The organism is Siccibacter colletis, from assembly GCF_000696575.1.
Taxonomy (GTDB): domain Bacteria; phylum Pseudomonadota; class Gammaproteobacteria; order Enterobacterales; family Enterobacteriaceae; genus Siccibacter; species Siccibacter colletis.
Genome location: NZ_JMSQ01000039.1, coordinates 299,728 through 320,333, shown reverse-complemented (window position 1 = coordinate 320,333; position 20,606 = coordinate 299,728). Strand labels below are relative to the sequence as shown.

19 protein-coding genes and 2 pseudogenes are annotated in these 20,606 nt (G+C 56.1%); 9 read left to right on the top strand and 12 right to left on the bottom strand.

The annotated features are described in order from the left end of the window. Nucleotides 1–4: 4 nt before the first annotated feature. The 6 genes from potG to ET34_RS0120435 form a co-directional block, all read right to left on the bottom strand. Nucleotides 5–1,138 carry a putrescine ABC transporter ATP-binding subunit PotG gene (gene potG, locus ET34_RS0120460; protein ID WP_031525160.1) on the bottom strand — a complete coding sequence of 378 codons (1,134 nt, stop codon included), beginning with the start codon at nucleotides 1,136–1,138 and terminating at the stop codon, nucleotides 5–7. A gap of 139 nt (nucleotides 1,139–1,277) precedes the next feature. Continuing rightward, a complete protein-coding gene (gene potF / locus ET34_RS0120455) occupies nucleotides 1,278–2,390 on the bottom strand; it encodes a spermidine/putrescine ABC transporter substrate-binding protein PotF (RefSeq protein WP_035891824.1) in 1,113 nt (370 codons plus the stop codon). A 354-nt stretch (nucleotides 2,391–2,744) separates the two neighbouring features. Then, nucleotides 2,745–3,224: a type III secretion system chaperone family protein gene (locus tag ET34_RS0120450; RefSeq protein ID WP_031525157.1), complete on the bottom strand. Its 480-nt coding sequence runs from the start codon at nucleotides 3,222–3,224 to the stop codon at nucleotides 2,745–2,747. A 91-nt stretch (nucleotides 3,225–3,315) separates the two neighbouring features. Beyond that, nucleotides 3,316–4,218: a 30S ribosomal protein S6--L-glutamate ligase gene (gene rimK, locus ET34_RS0120445; RefSeq protein WP_031525155.1), complete on the bottom strand. Its 903-nt coding sequence runs from the start codon at nucleotides 4,216–4,218 to the stop codon at nucleotides 3,316–3,318. A 104-nt stretch (nucleotides 4,219–4,322) separates the two neighbouring features. After that, a complete protein-coding gene (gene nfsA / locus ET34_RS0120440; protein ID WP_031525153.1) occupies nucleotides 4,323–5,045 on the bottom strand; it encodes an oxygen-insensitive NADPH nitroreductase in 723 nt (240 codons plus the stop codon). Nucleotides 5,046–5,225: 180 nt separating this feature from the next. Then, a complete protein-coding gene (locus ET34_RS0120435; RefSeq protein ID WP_031525151.1) occupies nucleotides 5,226–5,612 on the bottom strand; it encodes an inner membrane protein YbjM in 387 nt (128 codons plus the stop codon). A 296-nt stretch (nucleotides 5,613–5,908) separates the two neighbouring features. On the opposite strand from ET34_RS0120435, the gene ET34_RS0120430 reads away from it, so the two are divergent. The 3 genes from ET34_RS0120430 to ET34_RS22235 all read left to right on the top strand — a co-directional run bounded on the left by ET34_RS0120430 (nucleotide 5,909) and on the right by ET34_RS22235 (nucleotide 9,720). Further along, nucleotides 5,909–7,597, top strand: a complete 1,689-nt coding sequence (locus ET34_RS0120430; protein WP_031525149.1) for an aspartate:alanine antiporter — start codon at nucleotides 5,909–5,911, stop codon at nucleotides 7,595–7,597. A 389-nt stretch (nucleotides 7,598–7,986) separates the two neighbouring features. Beyond that, entirely contained in the window at nucleotides 7,987–8,418 is a 432-nt protein-coding gene (locus ET34_RS22645) for a hypothetical protein (protein ID WP_152548426.1), read from the top strand. Between the two features lie 6 nt (nucleotides 8,419–8,424). Next, nucleotides 8,425–9,720, top strand: coding sequence for an AIPR family protein (locus tag ET34_RS22235; protein ID WP_072002075.1), 1,296 nt, complete (start codon nucleotides 8,425–8,427; stop codon nucleotides 9,718–9,720). 357 nt (nucleotides 9,721–10,077) lie between these two features. Here the strand turns inward: ET34_RS22235 and ET34_RS22730 are convergent, their stop codons facing one another. From ET34_RS22730 to ET34_RS22400, 3 genes and pseudogenes are all read right to left on the bottom strand, one after another. Further along, nucleotides 10,078–10,350: a hypothetical protein gene (locus ET34_RS22730; RefSeq protein ID WP_160165460.1), complete on the bottom strand. Its 273-nt coding sequence runs from the start codon at nucleotides 10,348–10,350 to the stop codon at nucleotides 10,078–10,080. A 315-nt stretch (nucleotides 10,351–10,665) separates the two neighbouring features. Beyond that, a pseudogene (locus ET34_RS0120415) lies at nucleotides 10,666–11,265 on the bottom strand (hypothetical protein); the annotation flags it as partial. Further along, a pseudogene (locus ET34_RS22400) lies at nucleotides 11,264–11,584 on the bottom strand (GNAT family N-acetyltransferase); the annotation flags it as partial. The pseudogenes ET34_RS0120415 and ET34_RS22400, both read right to left, overlap by 2 nt. A gap of 474 nt (nucleotides 11,585–12,058) precedes the next feature. On the opposite strand from ET34_RS22400, the gene ET34_RS23075 reads away from it, so the two are divergent. Then, the gene (locus ET34_RS23075; protein ID WP_236633907.1) at nucleotides 12,059–12,430 is read left to right on the top strand and encodes a serine acetyltransferase; all 372 of its coding nucleotides are present in this window, start codon (nucleotides 12,059–12,061) and stop codon (nucleotides 12,428–12,430) included. On the opposite strand, the gene ET34_RS0120400 is transcribed toward ET34_RS23075, so the two are convergent. Further along, nucleotides 12,414–12,983 carry a TetR/AcrR family transcriptional regulator gene (locus ET34_RS0120400; RefSeq protein WP_031525139.1) on the bottom strand — a complete coding sequence of 190 codons (570 nt, stop codon included), beginning with the start codon at nucleotides 12,981–12,983 and terminating at the stop codon, nucleotides 12,414–12,416. The two genes, ET34_RS23075 and ET34_RS0120400, sit on opposite strands and share 17 nt — an antisense overlap. A gap of 105 nt (nucleotides 12,984–13,088) precedes the next feature. Between ET34_RS0120400 and ET34_RS0120395 the strand changes: the two genes are divergently transcribed. Together ET34_RS0120395 and ET34_RS0120390 are read left to right on the top strand one after the other, a co-directional pair. Beyond that, the gene (locus tag ET34_RS0120395) at nucleotides 13,089–14,291 is read left to right on the top strand and encodes an MFS transporter (RefSeq protein WP_413783776.1); all 1,203 of its coding nucleotides are present in this window, start codon (nucleotides 13,089–13,091) and stop codon (nucleotides 14,289–14,291) included. After that, entirely contained in the window at nucleotides 14,291–15,106 is an 816-nt protein-coding gene (locus ET34_RS0120390) for a Cof-type HAD-IIB family hydrolase (protein ID WP_031525136.1), read from the top strand. Before ET34_RS0120395 ends, ET34_RS0120390 begins: the two co-directional genes overlap by 1 nt. Nucleotides 15,107–15,249: 143 nt before the next feature. On the opposite strand, the gene ET34_RS0120385 is transcribed toward ET34_RS0120390, so the two are convergent. Beyond that, nucleotides 15,250–16,485, bottom strand: coding sequence for an MFS transporter (locus tag ET34_RS0120385; protein ID WP_031525134.1), 1,236 nt, complete (start codon nucleotides 16,483–16,485; stop codon nucleotides 15,250–15,252). Between the two features lie 369 nt (nucleotides 16,486–16,854). Here ET34_RS0120385 and ybjG point away from each other — a divergent pair, with 369 nt between their 5' ends. After that, nucleotides 16,855–17,463: an undecaprenyl-diphosphate phosphatase gene (gene ybjG / locus ET34_RS0120380; protein ID WP_031525132.1), complete on the top strand. Its 609-nt coding sequence runs from the start codon at nucleotides 16,855–16,857 to the stop codon at nucleotides 17,461–17,463. Nucleotides 17,464–17,514: 51 nt separating this feature from the next. Continuing rightward, entirely contained in the window at nucleotides 17,515–18,276 is a 762-nt protein-coding gene (gene deoR, locus ET34_RS0120375) for a DNA-binding transcriptional repressor DeoR (RefSeq protein WP_031525130.1), read from the top strand. 9 nt (nucleotides 18,277–18,285) lie between these two features. Here deoR and dacC read toward each other — a convergent pair whose 3' ends face one another. Then, a complete protein-coding gene (gene dacC, locus ET34_RS0120370; protein ID WP_031525128.1) occupies nucleotides 18,286–19,491 on the bottom strand; it encodes a serine-type D-Ala-D-Ala carboxypeptidase in 1,206 nt (401 codons plus the stop codon). Nucleotides 19,492–19,723: 232 nt separating this feature from the next. Between dacC and ET34_RS0120365 the strand changes: the two genes are divergently transcribed. Next, on the top strand, nucleotides 19,724–20,350 hold the full coding sequence (locus tag ET34_RS0120365) for a glutathione S-transferase family protein (protein ID WP_031525127.1): 627 nt from the start codon (nucleotides 19,724–19,726) through the stop codon (nucleotides 20,348–20,350). Nucleotides 20,351–20,606: the final 256 nt, after the last annotated feature.

The window sequence follows — 20,606 nt, the reverse complement described above, 5'->3', positions numbered from 1 at the left end:
CCCCTTAAACGGTGAGAACCACACAGCTATCGGCATCCCAGCACAGGCGCACTTCGTCGCCCCATGTCGGCTGCCCTTTGCGGTAGCGGTGATCGTTCTGCAACTGAGCGCTGATCATCTGCCCGCCCTTGAGGCGCACGTGGTAGATCGACAGATCGCCGAGATAAGCGATGTGCACCACCTCACCCACGGCAAAGTTGTAGCCGTCGGCCGGCGGCTCGTCGCACAGCATCACTTTTTCCGGGCGCAGCGCTACGTACACCGGCACGTTGTCCATCACCGACGCGTCCGGGTCGACTTTCAGCGGGTGGATCAGCCCCGGCGCGTCAATCACCAGCCCATCCTCCTCGCGCGCTTTCAGCAGCCCTTCGAACACGTTCACCGAGCCGATAAACTCCGCGCTGTAGCGGGTGGTCGGGTGCTCGTAGATCTCCTCCGGCTCGCCAATCTGTACAAACTTGCCGCGGTTCATGATGGCGATGCGCCCGGCCATGGTCATGGCCTCTTCCTGATCGTGGGTCACCATGACGCAGGTTGCGCCGACGCGCTCCAGAATATCCACCACTTCAAGCTGCATGCGGTCGCGCAGTTTTTTATCCAGCGCGCCCATCGGCTCGTCGAGCAGCAGCAGCTTCGGACGTTTGGCGAGGCTGCGCGCCAGCGCCACGCGCTGACGCTGGCCGCCGGAGAGCTGGTGCGGCTTACGCTTCGCAAACTCCTGCATGTGCACCAGGCTCAACATCTCGGCGACGCGGCTGTTGATTTCCGCTTTCGGCAGCCGATCCTGCTTCAGACCAAAGGCGATATTCTGCTCCACGGTCATGTGCGGAAACAGCGCGTAGGACTGGAACATCATGTTCACCGGACGCTGATAAGGCGGGACGTGCGCCAGATCGACGCCGTCGAGCACAATCTGCCCGGCGGTTGGCTGCTCAAAGCCCGCCAGCATGCGCAGCAGCGTGGATTTACCACAGCCTGAGGCGCCCAGCAGGGCAAAGATTTCACCTTTATAGATAGTGAGGCTGACGTCGTCCACGGCGTGCTGGCCGTCGAAGGATTTCGTCAGGTTACGGATTTCCAGCAGCGGGGTCAGCGCTTTCGGGGTTTTCGCCTGTGGGCGGGGAATAGCGTCGTTCACTCAGAGTGATCTCCGGCAAAAGCAGTAAACCTGTGCGGCCCGGTTGCCGCACAAATGAGAGGACAGAGACCGCTGGCCTCTGTCCATTGTGGGGCAGGCTGCCCTGCCCCGGTGCACGTGACGAACTGAAAATGCTTAGTTATTTGCCACTTTTAACTTTAGTCCACGCGCGGGTTCTGACGCGGTCAATTTTCGGCTCCTGCACCTTCAGCGTAAACATTTTGGCGCGCACGTCTTCCGGCGGATAGATGCCCGGATTGTCACGCACCTCGGCGCTCACCAGCTCGGTAGCGGCCTTGTTGCCGCTGGCGTAGTAAACGTGATCGCTGATGTGGGCGATAACGTCCGGACGCAGCAGGTAGTTGAGGAACTGATAGGCCTCTTCTTTGTTTTTGGCATCCGCCGGCATGGCGAAGACGTCAAAGAAGGCCAGCGCCCCCTCTTTCGGGATGCTGTAGGCGACGTTAACGCCGTTCTTCGCTTCTTTCGCACGGTTCGCTGCCTGCAGTACGTCGCCCGCCCAGCCTACCGCGACGCAGATGTCGCCATTCGCCAGGTCGTTGATGTACTGGGACGAGTGGAAGTAGCGAATGTTCGGACGCAGCTTGAGCAGCAGCTCGGTGGCCGGGCCGGTGTAGTCATCCGCCTTCATGCTGTTCGGATCTTTACCCAGGTAGTTCAGCACGGTCGAGAAAATCTCTTCCGGGGCATCAAGGAAGGAGACGCCGCAGCTCTTCAGCTTTTCAAGGTTTTCCGGTTTGAGCACCAGATCCCAGCTGTTAACCGGCGCGCCGGCCCCGAGGGCCGCTTTCACTTTATCGACGTTGTAACCGATGCCGGTGGTGGCCCACAGGTACGGCATCGCATATTTGTTATCCGGGTCGTGACGGGCAATCAGCTTCAGCAGTTCCGGATCGAGGTTTTTCCAGTTCGGCAGCTTGCTCTTATCCAGCGGCTGGAACACGCCCGCCGTAAGCTGGCGCTCCAGGAAGCTGGCTGATGGCACCACCAGATCGAAACCGGTGCTGCCGGCCATCAGTTTGCCTTCCAGCACTTCGTTGGAGTCGAACACGTCGTAGACCACTTTAATGCCGGTCTCTTTGGTGAAGTTCTCCACCGTGTCCGGCGCAATATAGTCAGACCAGTTATAAACGTGCAGCGTCTTTTGTTCGGCAGCAAACGAGCTGGCAGAGACGGCCATCAGTGCGCCAGCAACCACACCCGACAACCATTTTTTACCTTGGGTGGACATATCTCTTTCCTTCTTATAAGGGTAAAAACTCGCCCCGGGCGAGCTAACACAACGCGTTGGTGATATGCAATTTCTGTGCATATCTGGTCACTGCAGCGCAAAAAAGATATCGCGTATCTCCGGCAGACGTTGCACGCTTTTTGCAGCCCGGCAAGAATAACTGTAGCCAGTGTTCGAGGCTATAGCCCGGATTAAAAAACGCCTTTTATCAATTTTTTATGCAGTTTTTGTCTATGTGATAAGCCGAAACGGCAAAATGACCGGTGATTTATGCTGGGGAAAGAGGCGGAGAGCAGAATTATCGGGTGTATTACGCAGCCGCGCTGGCAGCGACTGCGCTTATTTTACAGCGGATCAGTGAAGAAAATGGTTATGCACTTCGCCCGCCGCCGCGTCCTCTTCTTCGGCGGTATAAAGCAGGTGATGGGCGCTGGCCTCAAGGATGACCATAGAGATCTGCTCTTCACTCTGCTGCAGGAAGGCGGCAAACTGCTCCTGAGTGACGCCAACCGAAACGGATAATGACTGGCAAACCACCAGCTTCGGCAGATTATCATCCTGAATATCGAGAAACGCCTTAACCGTCAGCGACCCGGCATTGATGGCTGAGAGATCGCAGGAGAGCGGCAACAGCGCTGAAGGCTTCACTTCCGCCAGCGCCGAGAACAGGATCACGTTGTCCACCAGGTCTATCTTGGCATCAAAGATACCGTCAAAATTTTGCATGTGCGGCAGGTGCAGCGCCTGACAGGTATCGCACTCAAAAAAACTCACGCCGAGCGCGTCGAGCCAGCTACGCAGGGTGTCCAGAGAAGGGACGACAAGTGAGTGCATAACGCGGGATACCTCTACAACGGATGTCAATAATCGGCATAGCTTACGCAAAAAGGCCGCGACATACCACGCCGATGCTACGATTCGCCGGTCAGCCGCCGGTTTTCAGGCAAAAACCGGGCTGCGCCTGGCGCTCTGCCCACTTGATCATCAGGGTCGCGATGTCAATCCCGGTGGTTTTCTCTATGCCTTCCAGCCCCGGCGAGGCGTTAACTTCCATCACCAGAGGCCCACGGCTGGCGCGCAGAATGTCCACGCCCGCCACGTCCAGCCCGAGAACCTGCGCGGCTTTGATGGCGATGGCACGCTCCTGCGGGGTGATGTTGGCGATACGCGCCACGCCGCCGCGGTGCAGGTTGGAGCGGAAATCGCCCTCCTTCGCCTGGCGCTCAATGGCGGCGACCACTTCATCGCCCACCACCAGGCAGCGCACATCGCAGCCCTTCGCTTCCTGGATATACTCCTGCACCAGAATCCAGGCGTTGAGGCCGCGAAACGCGTCGATGACGCTCTCGGCTGCCTGCCGGGTTTCCGCCAGCACCACGCCGATGCCCTGGGTGCCCTCCACCAGCTTCACCACCAGCGGCGCGCCGCCCACCATCTCGATCAGATCGCTGGTGTCATCCGGAGAGTGCGCGATGCCGGTCACCGGCATATCAATCCCTTCCCGCGCCAGCAGCTGCAGCGAACGCAGCTTGTCGCGCGCGCGGGTGATCGCCACCGACTCGTTAAGCGGATAACTGCCCATCCCTTCGAACTGACGCAGCACCGCCGTGCCGTAAAAGGTAATAGCGGAACCGATGCGCGGAATGACGATGTCGTAGTGGGGAAGCTGCCGCCCTTTGTAGTGCATGGAAGGCGAAAGCGGATTGATGTTCATGTAGCAGGAAGCGGGATCGAGGATGTCTACCAGATGGCCGCGCCGGGTGGCGGCTTCACGCAGACGTTTGCAGGACCAGAGCGTACCGTCCCTGGATAAGATCGCGATTTTCACCCTCTACCTCACTGTAAAAGACCGGGAAACGCTGCGTATCATACACCCCCCGCCGCGACGGGCGAAGGGCGTTTTCAGCGTGACCTGACGTGCATAAGGCGGGATTAGCGGGTGGCCCAGCCCTGCTTGTGCAGGTAGTCGAGAATAAACGGTCGGCTCTCTTTCACAATGGTGCGGCGGATGTGGTCGCTCCAGGTATCGCGGCGGGTATTACTCCCGCGCGTGAGGTAGTACTCCGCCAGCGTATCGTCGTACTCTGCCAGCTGCTGCGCATCCAGCGGCTGATAGTGGTTCTCGTGCACCAGCATCGCGGCTGGCATACGCGGTTTCACGTCCGGGTTATCCGCCGGCCATCCCAGACACAGCCCGAACAGCGGCAGCACGTGCTTCGGCAGCTTCAGCAATTCGGTGACTTCCTCAATGCTGTTACGAATCCCGCCGATATAAACCCCGCCCAGGCCCAGCGACTCGGCGGCGGCCAGCGCGTTCTGACCGAGCATCGCGGTATCGACCACGCCGAGTAACAGCTGTTCGGCCAGCCCCAGCTGCGCTTCCGGGCAGATCTGCTGGTTACGGTTGAAGTCGGCGCAGAACACCCAGAACTCGGCGGCCTTCGCCACGTGCTCCTGCCCGCCGGTTAAGGTGACAAGGGCTTTACGCATGTCCGGGTCGGTAATGCGAATAATGGAGCTGGCCTGCAGGAAGCTTGAGCTGGAAGCCGATTGTGCTGCGGCGATAATCGCCTCGCGCTGTGCCTCTGTTATCGGCTCGTCGGTGTAATGGCGAATAGAGCGGTGGGCGCGTAGCAAATCGATAGTCGGCGTCATCTCATCTTTCCTTTGTGGTTCTGTCATAACGTGTTGTGGTGTACCGCGATCGTGCAAAAACGCGACCGCTGTCACAAACATAGCAGCAGCCAGTATAGCCCGCTTCCCGCAGGGAGTGACTGGCGATACGTATTCTGAAACAGAAACACACCGCGGTTTACAGGGTGCGTGGAGGAAGGATTAGCCGTGCTGGCGCCGTCTGGCGCTGCGGTGAAAGCGCCTGAGCGCACGGAAGAACAGGAAGCTCAGTGCGCCGAGCGCGCACCAGAACACGCCGCTGAACAGCCACGCCAGCTGTTGCCACACCGAACGCAGCGGCACATTCCACAGGTGCATCATCACCAGGCAGACCGGCAGCGCCAGAATAGCGCCGATAAGCGGGGCGCTGAGGCGGCGATGGCGGGAAAAGTAGCTCGCTACCGCACCTGGCACCGCGAACAGCAGCAGACCCAGCTCGGGAACATCAGGGGTATTGAAAACCTCATGGCCTTCGAGGTGGAGCGAAACGCAGACCACAATAAAGAGTACGAAACAGCAAACAATACCTCCCCACCCTTTCATTCGCATTACTCTGCTCCTTCTGCATATTCTCGATGGCACACCCGGGTGCTGGCCGGGAGAATAGATCTCCCGATCGGATAAAGCGTGGCGGCACTCCGTGCCTGGAAAAGGATTCAATTTGTTACGCTATTCTCACTGGCTGTTGATCGTGGTTACGATTAAACTAGCGGCGCTCGTCAGTGTTGGCAGACGATATATTTCCTGATAGAGGATTTTCTTATTTGGATCTATTGACCGGCAAAACATTAGCGTAAAAAACCACACCTTTCAACAGCTTACTAGTAAACAAGAAGTTAGCCTCCGTGAATATAAACGTCGCAGAATTGTTAAACGGGAATTACATACTGTTATTATTCGTGGTGCTGACCTTAGGTCTGTGCCTGGGTAAATTACGCCTCGGCTCAGTGCAACTGGGTAATTCCATTGGTGTTTTAGTTGTTTCTTTATTGCTCGGTCAGCAGCACTTTGCGATTAACACCGATGCCCTGAATCTGGGCTTTATGCTGTTTATTTTTTGTGTGGGCGTGGAAGCCGGTCCGAACTTTTTTTCGATTTTCTTTCGCGACGGGAAAAACTATTTAATGCTGGCGCTGGTGATGGTCTCCAGCGCCCTGCTGATCGCCCTCGGGCTGGGTAAGCTGTTTGGCTGGGACATCGGCCTGACCGCCGGGATGCTTGCCGGCTCGATGACTTCCACGCCGGTGCTGGTGGGCGCGGGCGACACGCTGCGTCACTCCGGCATGAACGAAACCCAGCTGGCGCTGGCGCTGGATCACCTCAGCCTCGGCTATGCCCTCACCTACCTGATTGGTCTGGTCAGCCTGATCTTCGGCGCGCGCTATCTGCCGAAACTGCAGCATCAGGATCTGCAGACCAGCGCCCAGCAGATCGCTCGTGAGCGCGGTCTTGATACCGATGCCAGCCGCAAAGTCTTTCTGCCGGTGATCCGCGCTTACCGCGTCGGCCCGGAGCTGGTGGCCTGGGCGGACGGCAAAAATCTGCGCGAGCTGGGTATCTATCGCCAGACCGGGTGCTATATCGAACGTATCCGCCGCAACGGCATTCTCGCGAACCCGGACGGCGACGCGGTGCTGCAGATGGGGGATGACATCTCCCTCGTCGGCTACCCGGACGCTCATGCGCGCCTCGACCCGAGCTTCCGCAACGGCAAAGAGGTCTTCGACCGCGACCTGCTGGATATGCGCATCGTCACCGAAGAGATCGTGGTGAAAAACCACAATGCCGTAGGCCGCCGCCTCGGCCAGCTCAAACTCACCGACCACGGCTGCTTCTTAAACCGCGTGATCAGAAGCCAGATTGAGATGCCGATCGATGACAACATCGTGCTCAACAAAGGGGACGTGCTGCAGGTCAGCGGTGAAGCGCGCCGCGTGAAAACCGTCGCCGACCGCATCGGCTTTATCTCGATTCACAGCCAGGTCACCGATCTGCTGGCGTTCTGCGCCTTCTTTATTGTCGGCCTGATGATCGGCATGATCACCTTCGAGTTCAGCTCGTTCAGCTTCGGCATCGGTAACGCCGCCGGTCTGCTGTTCGCCGGCATCATGCTCGGCTTCCTGCGCGCCAACCACCCGACCTTCGGCTACATCCCCCAGGGCGCGCTGAATATGGTGAAAGAGTTTGGCCTGATGGTGTTTATGGCGGGCGTCGGCCTCAGCGCGGGCGCGGGCATCAATCACAGCCTGGGCGCGGTGGGCGGCCAGATGCTGATCGCCGGACTGATCGTCAGCCTGCTGCCGGTGGTGATCTGTTTCCTGTTCGGTGCCTGGGTGCTGCGCATGAACCGCGCCATGCTGTTCGGGGCCATAATGGGCGCCCGCACCTGCGCCCCGGCGATGGAGATCATCAGCGACGCTTCGCGCAGCAACATTCCGGCACTGGGCTATGCCGGCACCTACGCTATCGCCAACGTGCTGCTGACCCTGGCGGGGAGCCTGATCGTCATCATCTGGCCAGGGCTTGGGTTGTGATCGCGGTCACTGAAAATTTATAAGAAATTATTTTTTAAAAACCGCGAACTTTTTGCGGGGACGTCAGTCTGAATTAGTGCCACTGCTTTTCTTTGATGTCCCCAATTTGTGGAGCCCATCAACCCCGCCGTTTTGGTTCAAGGTTGATGGGTTTTTTGTTGTCTGCTATTTTATACCATTAAAATCACTAAGTTACGGCTCTATTCAGTCGCCAATGGCGACAAATTGGCGGCAGAGAAACGCTTATGCTAAACGGAGTCTGTATTTCTACTGTAGTCCGTTAGCTATCAGTGCATCAAAACTATCAAGCGCATACGCCGTGAAGTATCTCCATAAGATCTAGTGATAACCATGAGTGATAATAACAAATGTAAAGGAGTATAAATTTAATGAGCACAAACAGAGAAATAGCCATCCATGCCTTAAAAAGATATCTAAACCGTAACTTCGCATCTCATATTGATATGAGCAACGTTGGAAGCAAAGCGGCAGATAGGGAATTCAATCTTCTATCCAGATGTATAGCAGCAATGTCTGTTAAAATGCACAATAATGAAGTAGACAATGATATTTGTGCTGATAGCGTATGTGATGGAAGTGATGATCATGGTGTTGACGCGATATATGTTAATCACGACCAAAAAACTGTTACTGTTGTTCAATCAAAATTTGATTCAAGTGGAAATGGATCTATTGCAAGAAGTGAAATAAACGATTTCCTTAATTCATGCAAAGAAATTTTATTAGAAAAATACGATCTATTTAATGATAAATTTCGGAGATTCGAACCTGATTTGGATAAAGCATATGATGCAACATAAAAATATGTGTTTGTCTTTTCGTATAGTGGCAGGAATGAGTTAAGTGATGAAGTTAAAAGTATAATTGAACAGAATGAAAAAGAACTTAATTATGATATAGGCCCAGATGCAACAACCATTTCAATTCTTAATTTAGATAAATTAAGAGAGTACATGAGCAATCCTAACTCAGTCGAAATTGATATGGATGATGTAGAAGTTCTTCAGTATGGATTAAGTGATAATCCGTTACCTGCGGTACATGGAATAATTACTGGAGATACAGTTGCTAATTGGTGGAAAGAATACAGTGATGGACTCTTTGAAAAAAATATTAGAGGAGGTCTTGGTGACACATCAGAAGTGAACCAAGCGATCAAGGACACTCTGATAAACAGGCCGGAATTTTTCTATTATTTTAATAACGGCATAACTATTTTAGTCGATTCTTACGAGCCTAGAAGAAGGAATAACACCAGCAGGAGGGAATCGGGAGGTTTTAACTTCAAAAACATGAGTGTAATTAATGGTGCTCAAACAATAAGTACTATAGGGAAGAGTTTCTCCTCTGGTGAGGTAACACTAGATGAACTCAGTAAGGTTAAAATATCCTGCAGATTCATTAAATCCCTTATCAATAATAGTGAAGAGTCAGAGAATAATGTTAGCGATATATCCTTAGACATAACCATTGCCAATAACAATCAAAACAAAGTTACATCCAGGGATTTTGCATCAAAAGATTCTCTCCAACTTGAATTACGCAGATCAATTTCCTTAGAAACTCCTTATCAATATGAGATAAAAAGGAGTGAAACTCCAGTTGTGAATTCTTCGCCGTATATAATGGATATGGATGATGCTCTCAACTCTTTAATATGCTGCAACCCGACTACTAGAAACATTGCAAACTTAAAATCTAATAGAGGCCGTTTTTTTGAAAGCCTTACTGGTCCTTTATATAAAAGCGTATTTAATCCCAGCGTAACCAGTGTCAAAGTTATTAACTCAGTTAACGTTTATAGAAAATGCCTTGAGCATCTTTTAAAAATCGAAAAAACTCGCCCCACTAAAAGAGACGAGAAAATTGTCATTCATGGACGTTATGTTCTTATATCAATCGCCATGAATGTTCACTCTAAAATAACAAATGCGTCCTCTGTAATTTCAATCGATGCCTTACCTGATTTTAATGAAATTTTAGATGAATCATATACCATCATCGCTAATTACATTAATGATCATTATCCAACTAGTCATATGCCTCGTTTTTTTGAAAATCAACAAAAATTGAAAGAGGTATATGGTCTGTTCAATATGTAGGAATTTTTGGCGCGGATCTCACCCCTGCCATCACCACTAATAAAAGAATGGGTTACGTGAAAGCGTAACCTTTTTTGTCCATTTCCATTTACATCCATCTAGTAAATCCTTGTCCAGCACTAATCCTTGTACATCCAATGGTGATATGCCGCTTGCCATGCTTCCGACTCGTCAGAATAAGGGCTTTCCTCAATCTGCAATCACTCACCCCCTTTCGAACCGAACACCATATAACGCACGACATACTCTTCACCGCGCGGCCATAAAACATATTTACTGTCCGGCAGTCCGTTGGAAGGCATCCAATCTGAATCCTTAAGCTTTTCACTCTTGGCGATGAATATAAAGACAGCGCCATTAATTGATACTTTCCGCATTGACCCTCCAAAAAAAACTGTATGCATAACCAGTGTTATGATGTGCAACTTTTTCAGTTTGCCAGCACCTTTCTCTTTGCCCCAGCGCCACGCTAGCCCTAGCTTCCGCTCTGCTAGAGTAAACGCCGCCAGAAAATAAAATGATCCCATCAATTGACATAAAATTTATTTTTCCCTTATTTTTCTGATTGTTACATTTTTTATCGATCCTCTGCAGATCCATAAAACTGAAAAACACTGAAATTCTTTTCACTCTTTCCAGTTCGTGATTCCCGGCACGCCGCCAGTAGTGGCGCGGGCTGGCAGTCTGGTTTGAAGAAAAACAAAACTGAAAAATTTTTGTGATCCAAAACTTGCAGGCGGGTGCGGTGTAGTGCCGTTTTTGTCTGTGACACATTTATTTTGTCGGCGTGTGGCTGCGCCAGCGAAGCCAGGCGGCCGTGATCTATTTCAGGTGTGATGCCGGGGCGTGGGTCGGCTTAAGGCGCTCAGGCGACGCTCTGCAAAGCCGTACGATGGATATAAAAAAGCCCGCATTATGCGGGCGTTGTGACTACCTGGGTGATTGTCAGGCGATGATGCTCTCATACTTGCTTCTGGTTTGCTGCGCGGCTAAGGCCGTCTGGCTGAATGCACTGGCATTGGTTGGCGTACTGACGCTGGGGTGGCTGTGGCTCGCGCACTGCTGCGCCAGCTGTGCCAGTAGATCGATAGTATCCAGCATCATGTCCAGTACGTTTACACCCTCGCTGCCGATATGCACGGTTGGTCCCATCAACTGCTGGCCGCCACTGGCTACCGATTTACGCAGCGCCGCAATTTTCTCAGTAAGCGCCCCCTTCGTTTCAACGGTGATGTTACCGGCCACCGTAGTGGCCTGTTGCCCCGCGATGTCCGTCTCAGCGTCACCCTGTACGCTGGCCAGATCTTTACCGGTGGCCAGCGCGTAATCGCCCGTAACCAGCTGCTGAATTGTTCCGGCCATCAGCGTAGCCGTTCCCAGCACAGTGGTTTTATCCGTGGCCTTAATCGTGGTTTCACGCGTCACCACTTCCCGTGTTTCTGTATCTGCCGTCACACTGCGGGTCATCGAAGTTTCGCGTATAGCCTGATCGGTTTTGCGCTCCCAGTCCCCTGCCTGCGTCACGCGCTGTGAAACTTCGGCACGTAAACTGCTGCTCCGTCATCATCATTCCCCACTGGTCGCCCTGCCACTCTTTCGTTAGCGTGAAGCCAAAAGATACATACAAACGGCGGGCGGCATTCAGGCCGCTGAAGGTCCAGAGCTGGACGGTGCTGAAACCCTGCGCGTCGCTAAACGCCATCGCTTCATTTAACAGACGCTTGCCGGTTCCGGTCCCGCGGCACCCTTCATCGAGGATAAACCAGCGTAAATACGCGTCGTTATTGCCCTGGTCCTGGCCGTCAATCTGATTGCATACCTCATGCAGCCGCCCTGCAAATACCGCCAGCCCGGCGGCGCTCTTTGCTATCGAGATCCTGTCAACTGCCCAAAAAATGGCTGACTTATGGCTTTAGCTTTCCAGGAGACCAACGCCCATATCTGCGCTTTTTGTGCCTTCATCCGCAATATCACCCTATATGTCTAACCCTCAGATGCCATGCGGGGCATGATATGCCAGCGCTACACCCACCTTGAGATTTCGGATTTAACCTGGCTGTAAAAAAGATGAATATCAGAGAGACTCCAGCGGCTCACGCGCAGGCCCGCGCTGATAAAGCGAGAGGACATTAAAATCAGTTACTTATTTGGATTACTGTTTGCGTTTTCCGACAAGGGCGCGGCGCTGAGAGAGTTCTGGCGCATTGAAGTTACCCGCAAAACGCATTTCAGCTGGCATCAACTCTGGACCCACAGCCGCAACCGCCGGCGTAATTTTCTGCTGTGGTGGCGCCTGGCCAGCGAGATGTACACTCACGGCAATAAGCAGCAGCGTAAAATGGCGAAGCGTATTAACGACGCGCTCAAGGATCGTTTCACTACTGATATCGGGCTGGGTGCGCGTATCGGCGCGGGTCTGCACATACCGCACCACACCGGGGTGGTTATCTCTGACAAAGCGCGCATAGGTAAAAATCTGGTGATCCGCCAGAACACCACCATCGGCGTGGTAAGTTCCATGGGGCCGGATGAGTACATTACGCTCGGAGATAACGTCGATATCGGGGCCAACAGCTGCATCATCGGGGCCATCACTATCGGCGATAACGTCACGCTGGGGGCGATGTCGTTCGTGAACCGCGATATCCCGGCAAACTGCACTTACATCACCCGTAAAACCTCAGACGTGATCATTAAGCCTGCGCACTAGCAGAAATCGGCCGCCCCGCTATTCTCCCCACCATTTCGCGTATCGCCGCATGGCTTAGCGGCGTCGGGTCCATCACGTAGTGCAGCGTCATTCCTTCAATAAACGCTTCCAGCGCTCTGGCCGTTGGCACATCGAACCACTGCTCCAGCGTCTGCTGGCTGCGGTGCATCCAGCGCTGCATGATGGCGGTCAACGCCGGACGGCGGCTGGCGAAGGCGTACAGCTGGTACATCAGCTCCATATTGCGCGCGGTGGTCACCTGCCCTGCGGCGATTAACGCCGCAATGGCATCGCAGGCCTGGTCGGCATCTTCTACCCCCACAAAGCTCGCCTGATACTGCTCGGACATGGCGAGCGTGAAGCGGGTAAACGCCTCTTCAAGCAGCGCATCCAGCCCCGAAAAATAGTAGGTCAGCGAGCCAAGCGGTACCCCGGCGCAGGCAGCGATTTTGCGGTGGGTGATGTTACCAATCCCGTGTTCCGCCACGGCGTCCAGCGTACGCTCAAGAATAAGATCCCGTCTCGTCAGGGGGTTATCGTGTTTTTTCGCCATACTTAACGACTGCAATCTCTTGTTGAGTTGTGTACAAATGTACACATCGTTGCTAGTGTTGTGTCAACTTTTTCCGCAGGTGGTATCGCTATGACGTCAAAGGATATGTCCGCTCATGCGCTGCGGCGTCGCTGTTGGGCGCTGTTTGCTTTCTTCTTTCTTCCCGGTCTGCTGCTGGCATCCTGGGCCAGCCGCACCCCGGCGATCCGCGATCTGCTCGGGGTTTCTACCGCCGGGATGGGGATCGTACTGTTTGGCCTGTCGGTCGGGTCGATGAGCGGCGTGCTCTGCTCGGGCAAGCTGGTCAAACGCTTCGGCACAAAAAAAGTGATCCGTACCGGCATGCTGATGTCGGTGGCGGGGATGCTGGTGATGAGCCTGGCGCTGTGGCCCGGTTCACCGCTGCTGTTCGCGCTCGGGCTGGCGCTGTTTGGCGGCGGGCTGGGGTCAGCGGAAGTGGCGATGAACGTCGAAGGGGCCATCGTGGAAAAAGAGATGGGCAAAACCCTGCTGCCGATGATGCACGGCTTCTTCAGCCTCGGCACCCTGGCGGGGGCCGGTATTGGCATGACCCTCAGCGCGCTGCAGTTCAGCGCCGTGTGGCACGTCGGGCTGGCGGCGCTGGTCGCTATCGTTCCTGTTTTTATCGCCATCACCGCAATCCCGCAGGGCGTCGGGAAAAGCGGGAGCGAGGAGAGCACCGCCCACAGCGAGCATACTCGCCCCTTCTGGCGCGACGGGCAGCTGATGCTGATCGGTCTTATCGTGCTGGCGATGGCGTTCGCTGAAGGTTCGGCCAACGACTGGCTGCCGCTGTTGATGGTGGACGGACACGGCTTTAGCCCGACCTCCGGCTCGCTCATCTATACCGGCTTTACGCTGGGCATGACGCTCGGGCGCTTCTGCGGCGGCTGGTTTATCGACCGCTACAGCCGCGTGTCGGTGGTGCGTGCCAGCGCACTGATGGGGGCGTTGGGCATCGGGCTGATTATCTTCGTCGACAGCGCCTGGGTGGCCGGCGTCTCGGTGATCCTCTGGGGGCTTGGCGCGTCGCTCGGCTTCCCGCTCACCATCTCAGCGGCGAGCGATACCGGCCCGGATGCGGCAACCCGCGTCAGCGTGGTGGCGACTACCGGCTACGTGGCCTTCCTGGTCGGGCCGCCGTTGCTCGGCTTCCTTGGTGAACACTTCGGACTGCGCAGCGCCATGCTGGTGGTGCTGGCCTTTGTTATCTGCGCGGCGCTGGTGGCGAAAGCCGTGGCGCGTAAACCTGATTCGGAACATAACCCTTCAACGGAGGCTTGCTGATGGCCGTGAAACTGATCGCTGTCGACATGGATGGCACCTTTCTCAACGATGATAAAAGCTACAACCGCGCGCGTTTTCTGGCGCAGTACGCGCGCATGAAGGAGCAGGAGATCCGCTTTGTGGTCGCCAGCGGCAACCAGTACTACCAGCTCATCTCCTTCTTCCCGGAGATCGCCCATGAGATCTCATTTGTGGCGGAGAACGGCGGCTGGGTGGTGAGCGAGGGCCGGGATATCTTCAACGGCGAGCTGAGCGGCGAAGAGGTGCAGACCGTGCTCGATCATCTCCAGACGCTGCCCTGGGTCCAGGTGATCACCTGCGGCAAAAACAGCGGCTATACCCTCGCCAGCTATGATGATGCGTTTAAGCGTATGGCGGCGCGCTACTACCACCGGCTGGAGCTGGTGGAGAGCTTCAACAATATCGACGACATTTTCTTTAAGTTTGCGCTGAACCTGCCGGACAACGAATTGCTGAAAACTATGGATGACCTGACCACCGCGCTGGAAGGCATCGTGGTGCCGGTGTCCAGCGGGCACGGCTCCATCGATCTGATCATCCCCGGCGTGCACAAGGCCAACGGCCTGCGCCTGCTGCAACAACAGTGGGACATTAAGGATGAGGAAGTGGTGACCTTCGGCGACGGCGGGAATGATGTCGAGATGCTGCGCCAGGCGGGATACGGCTTTGCGATGCGCAATGCGCCAGACCGCATCAAGGCGGTAGCGCCTTATCAGGCACCGGCGAATAACGAAGAGGGCGTGCTGGAGATTATCGACCAGATCCTCGACGGCAAGCCGCCGTTTGATCGTTAGCGCTAAGGGTTCGTTGTCAACGCAGCTCCGGTGCTTCATTTTAGGGGAAACAGCGGGATTTGGTCCCCGGAGGGGCGCCGAACCCGGTGGTCGCCCCGTGTATCTCGATCTGAACGGCGCTGCGTTGCAACGAACCCGGCGCCTTACTGCGGCTGTAACCCACTGCCCACGCGCTTATCGCGCAGAAAAATCACCATCAGCCCGAGCCACAGGATGCCGCAGGCGAGATTGAACAGGCTGAACAGCCCGTTGCCGCCGCCAACCCACGCGTGCTTGCTCACCTCAATGCCGACGGTGAAGATCAGCATCTGCAACATACCCATGGCTGCCGACACCGTGCCTTTACTCATGTCGCTGGCGAACAGCGTCAGGCGCACCAGCCCGGCGTTAGCAAGACCGATGCCGAAGGCATAGACGCTCAGCCCGGCGGTCATCCACAGATAAGCGTGCGCCGAGAACACCGTGGCGAACGCCGCCAGCACCAGCCCGAACACAATCGGCCCGCCGCCAAGAATAATCAGCGCGCGCACCGTGCGACGTGCCGTCAGCTTCGCCAGCACCAGGTTACCAACGATCAGCGCCCCGAAAATCGGCACCTGCAACAGCCCGTATTCATAAGTGCTCAACCCTTCCCCGCTGATGATGATCACCGGTGACTGAGCAATCCACGCCAGCAGCGGCAGGCTGACAAAGCCAATCCCCAGCGACCCCGCCACGAAGCGCACGTTTTTCAGCACCAGCTTATAGTCGCGCCACAGCTCTTTCATGGAGAGCTTCTCGCCGAGCCGGGTCGCGGTTTCCGGCATCGCCTTCGCCAGTCCGAAGAAGGAGATTGCCGCCAGCACCGCGAACAGCACAAACATCATCTCCCACGGCGCAACGTGTATCCAGGCGGCCCCCACCAGCGGCCCGAGCAGCGGCGCAATCAGCGCCACGTTCGCCATCAGCGCCGTGATCTTGATGCACACCGCCTCCTCGAACGACTCCTGGATCGCCGCATAGCCCACCGCACCGATAAAGCAGAGGCTGATGCCCTGCAGGAAGCGCAGCGCGGTAAACTGCTCGATGTTTTGCGCCAGCAGCGTGGCAAGGCAGGTGACCATAAACCAGATCACCCCGGCCAGCATCACCGGACGACGCCCGATGCGGTCCGACAGCGGTCCGAGCAGCCACTGCAGGAACATGCCGCCAGCAAGGTAAGCCGTCATTGACGTTGGCACCCACTCAACGCCGGCCTGATACTGCTCGGCCACCGTCAGCATGCCGGGTTGGATCATATCGTTGCCGATATAGGTTGAGAACTCATACAGCACCAGACACAGCGGGAACAGCAGCGCCTGACGCCCAAGGCGTTTAGCAGACAGGTGATTGTTTTCCATACCGACTCTTCATCCACGATTTTCGCGCAGAGTGTAATGAAATGGCCGACACAGCGATACTACATTCTGGTCGATTTTCCCGTTTCGTGCCGCCGTTTCATTCCCGTTAAGGATCCTTTAAGCCAGTGGCGTTACGCTGGCCCTGCATGACCTCAGCGTTTAGCTGCAACTGTCTGATTTTCCCTGCCCTCAGGGCAAACCAGGAGTATGCCGCTGTTAGCTGTCGCGCGTAGCTTTTATGCTGTGCGACTTTTCCTTCGTGCTGCGCTGGCAGCGCGTTTCACCCGTAAGGGCTGGCGGATACGGCTGGAGCCGTATCCGGTGGCGAGTGTCCGCTCGCTGCCTGTTTTATCTGGAGAGTGTTTCACGATGATGGAAGACCTTAACCACACGCTGTTTTATCTGCTGAATGCCACGCCATCCTCCCCACAGTGGCTGATCCACTTCGCCACCTGGGCGGCAAAGGATCTGATTGTCGTTGCCCCGCTGCTGGTGGTGGCGCTCTGGCTGTGGGGGCCGCGCCGCCACGTCGGGCAACAGCGGGTGATGGTAATGAAAACCGCGCTGGCGCTGATTTTCAGCGTGGCGCTCTCCTGGACGCTCGGTCAGCTGTTCCCGCACGATCGGCCCTTTGTCGAAGGCGTGGGCTATAACTTCCTGCATCACGCCCCCGACTACTCTTACCCCAGCGATCACGGCACGGTTATCTTCACTTTCGCGCTGGCGTTCCTGTGCTGGCACCGTCTGTGGTCCGGCGTGCTGATGGGCGCCGTGGCACTGCTGGTCGCCTGGTCGCGGGTCTATCTTGGCGTGCACTGGCCGCTGGATATGCTGGGCGGTCTGCTGGTGGGTATGGTGGCCTGTCTGGCGGCGCAGATGTGCTGGCATCACGCCGGGGCATTTATTTCTCAGCTGGCGCTGCGCGCGTATCGCATCTGCTTTGCCCTGCCGATCCGCAAGGGCTGGGTGCGTGACTAACCCCGTTGCGCCGGGTAACATGATCGGCTGAAACATTCAGCGTGAGGCATCATGGAAACACGGCGCGACGAGCGAATCAGCCAGCTCATTCAGGCATTAAAACGCCGCGACAAACTGCATCTTAAAGAGGCCGCCGCCCTGCTGGGGGTATCCGAGATGACCATTCGTCGCGATCTCAATGCCCACAGCGCGCCGGTGGTGCTGCTCGGTGGCTATATCGTGCTGGAGCCGCGCAGCGCATCCAGCCACTATCTGCTGAGCGATCAAAAAACCCGTTTTGTCGACGAGAAGCGCAAGGCTGCCGCCCGCGCCGCCGCGCTGGTGCGCCCGCATCAGACGCTGTTCTTTGACTGCGGCACCACCACCCCGTGGATTATCGCCGCGCTGGATGACGACCTGCCGTTTACCGGCATCTGCTATTCGCTTAACACCTTTATGGCGCTGCAGGAGAAACCCCATTGCCGGGTGATCCTCTGCGGCGGCGAGTTTCACGCCAGCAACGCCATCTTCAGGCCACTCAACTTTAACGAAACCCTGCGCAACCTCTGCCCGGACATCGCTTTTTTCTCTGCCGCCGGGATAACCCCACGTCAGGGCGTGACCTGCTTTAATCTTGATGAGCTGCCGGTTAAACACTGGGCGCTGGAGCACGCGCAGCAGCACGTGCTGGTGGTGGACAGCAGTAAATTTGGCGAGATTCGCCCGGCCTGCATGGGGCCGGTCAACGCCTTCAGCCTCATTGTCACGGACCAGCGTCCGGACAATGAGTTTGTGGCGTTCGCCAGAGACGAAAACGTTGAGTTGCTGTGGTAGGAGAGTGGATCAGGAGAAGAGATCGCCGAACCACTGATTGAGTTTGAGCTGCACCATATCCCAGATCCGGCTGAAGAAGCCGCCCTCTTCCACCGCTTCCATCACCATCAGCGGATGCTGCTCGACGGTTTTGCCGTCGAGCTGATAATCGATGCGCCCTACGACCTGGCCTTTTTTCAGCGGCGCGGTGAGCTGCGGCTCGTTTAAGGTAAAGCTGGCTTTCAGGTTACTGAGCTGACCGCGTGGAATGGTAATGGCGGTGTTATCTCCGGTACCGAGCTTCACCTCCGGGGTATTACCGAACCAGACGCGCTGGGACACAAAGGTGCTGCCGGGTTTAATCGGATTGACGGTTTCGAAGAAGCGGAAACCCCAGGTCAGGAGCGACTCCGACTCGCGGAAGCGAATCGCATCGGTTTTGGTACCCAGCACCACGGAAATCAGGCGCATATCGCCCTGGGTTGCCGAGGCCACAAGGTTATAGCCTGCCCCGGCGGTGGTGCCGGTTTTCATGCCGTCCACGTTGAGGTTGCTGCTCCACAGCAGGCGGTTGCGGTTCGGCTGGCGGATGTTGTTGAAGGTGAACGATTTCTCTTTATGGATCGCGTACTCTTCCGGCACATCGCGGATCATCGCCTGAGCAAGCTTCGCCATATCGCGCGCGGTGCTGAACTGCCCCGGCGCATCAAGGCCGTGCACGGTTTTAAAGGTGGTGCTGGTGAGTCCGAGCTGGCGCGCATAGCCGTTCATCAGGCCGATGAACGAATCCTGACTCCCCGCCACGTAATCGGCAATGGCAATGCTGGCGTCGTTACCTGACTGGATGATGACGCCTTTATTCAGGTCCGCCACCGAAACCTGATCCCCCGGCTTGAGGAACATCAGCGAGGAGCCGCGCAGCGCCGGATTACCCGTCGCCCAGGCGTCTTTCCCCACGGTTACCATATCACTTAGCTGAATCTTTCCCGACTTCAGCGCGTGGCCTACCACGTAGCTGGTCATCAGTTTGGTCAGGCTCGCCGGATCGAGTTTTTCATCGGCGTTGCCTTCGGCCAGCACTTTACCGCTGGCGTAATCCATCAAAATCCACGCCCGGGCTTCCAGCTGCGGTGGTGCCGGTGGTTCGGCGGCGTGCGCCGCTGGCATCATGCATAACAGCAGCGCGCCCGACGCTGCCACACCCCTGAACGTTGATAAAAAAGAGAAAAAGGTCATAGGTCTCACCCGAGGTCCGTTCCAAAAATCATTACAAATCACCTGATTAGGCTAAGCGGTGAGTAAACCGCACAAATAGCCCCAGGGAAACAGCATGGAAGTAAAGTTTTTAAAGTTTGTGCGAGGGCGCTTAAACAAAAGCGCAAGCGGAGCAAATTCCCGGCAACTGTTGCGTATTTGTTATGATTAGCAGACGATGGGTTAAGCCAAAAAAACCTCACAGGAGATGCGCATGATTACCATCTGGGGCCGGGGCAACTCGACCAACGTAAAGAAAGTGCTGTGGTGTCTGGAAGAGCTGGAGCTTCCCCACAACGTGATCCCCGCCGGCGGAGCCTTCGGCATTAATAACACAGCTGAATACCTTGAGATGAACCCGAACGGTCTGGTGCCCTGCCTGCGCGATGATGAATCCGGGCTGGTGCTGTGGGAGTCTAACGCTATCGTGCGCTACCTGGCGGCAAAATATGGCCAGAAGCGCCTGTGGATCGACGATCCGGCCGCCCGCGCCCAGGCGGAAAAATGGATGGACTGGACGGCGGCCACCCTTGCCCCGTCGCACCGCAAAATTCTCATGGGGCTGGTGCGAACACTGCCGGAGCAGCGCAATCAGCAGGAGATCGATCGCGGGATTGAGGAGTGCAAGGCGCTGTTCGCCCTGCTGGATCGCGAGCTGGCCCGCCAGCCGTGGTTCTCCGGTGAAGCCTTTGGCATCGGGGATATCGCGGTCGCGCCCTACATCTGGAACCTGTTCAACTGCGGGGTGAGCTGGCCGTTATACCCGAACCTTGAGCGCTGGCGCGAGCAGCTTACAGAACGTCCGACGTATCAAAAGGTGGTGATGATCCCGGTGACGTGAGTGGGGCAGGCGGACGATTGCTCATGTTGCAGGACAGGTGTAGAGCGGGTGTAGGGCGGGTGTAGGGCGGGTGTAGGGCGGGTAAGCGCAGCGCACCCGCCGTTTACCTTGCGCACCCGCCGTTTGGGGTGTGCTAGCTATGCTCGTACGGTGGTTGTTCCGTTCACCGTGGCACCGCGCTTACATGGAAACACCGCCGCTCGTGAACGGGTGAAGGGGGCTCGCCGCCGCCCCCTTCACCATCCCGGCTCCCGGC

Coding starts and splice junctions, on each gene's coding strand:
- nfsA (WP_031525153.1), bottom strand. CDS start 5,045: ATGACGCCGACTATCGATTTGCTACGCGCCCACCGCTCTATTCGCCAT.
- ET34_RS0120450 (WP_031525157.1), bottom strand. CDS start 3,224: ATGCACTCACTTGTCGTCCCTTCTCTGGACACCCTGCGTAGCTGGCTC.
- ET34_RS0120365 (WP_031525127.1), top strand. CDS start 19,724: ATGATTACCATCTGGGGCCGGGGCAACTCGACCAACGTAAAGAAAGTG.
- ET34_RS0120400 (WP_031525139.1), bottom strand. CDS start 12,983: ATGGCGAAAAAACACGATAACCCCCTGACGAGACGGGATCTTATTCTT.
- ET34_RS0120385 (WP_031525134.1), bottom strand. CDS start 16,485: ATGGAAAACAATCACCTGTCTGCTAAACGCCTTGGGCGTCAGGCGCTG.
- ET34_RS0120395 (WP_413783776.1), top strand. CDS start 13,089: ATGTCCGCTCATGCGCTGCGGCGTCGCTGTTGGGCGCTGTTTGCTTTC.
- potF (WP_035891824.1), bottom strand. CDS start 2,390: ATGTCCACCCAAGGTAAAAAATGGTTGTCGGGTGTGGTTGCTGGCGCA.
- ybjG (WP_031525132.1), top strand. CDS start 16,855: ATGATGGAAGACCTTAACCACACGCTGTTTTATCTGCTGAATGCCACG.
- ET34_RS23075 (WP_236633907.1), top strand. CDS start 12,059: ATGGCGAAGCGTATTAACGACGCGCTCAAGGATCGTTTCACTACTGAT.
- dacC (WP_031525128.1), bottom strand. CDS start 19,491: ATGACCTTTTTCTCTTTTTTATCAACGTTCAGGGGTGTGGCAGCGTCG.
- ET34_RS0120390 (WP_031525136.1), top strand. CDS start 14,291: ATGGCCGTGAAACTGATCGCTGTCGACATGGATGGCACCTTTCTCAAC.
- deoR (WP_031525130.1), top strand. CDS start 17,515: ATGGAAACACGGCGCGACGAGCGAATCAGCCAGCTCATTCAGGCATTA.
- ET34_RS0120435 (WP_031525151.1), bottom strand. CDS start 5,612: ATGCGAATGAAAGGGTGGGGAGGTATTGTTTGCTGTTTCGTACTCTTT.
- ET34_RS22645 (WP_152548426.1), top strand. CDS start 7,987: ATGAGCACAAACAGAGAAATAGCCATCCATGCCTTAAAAAGATATCTA.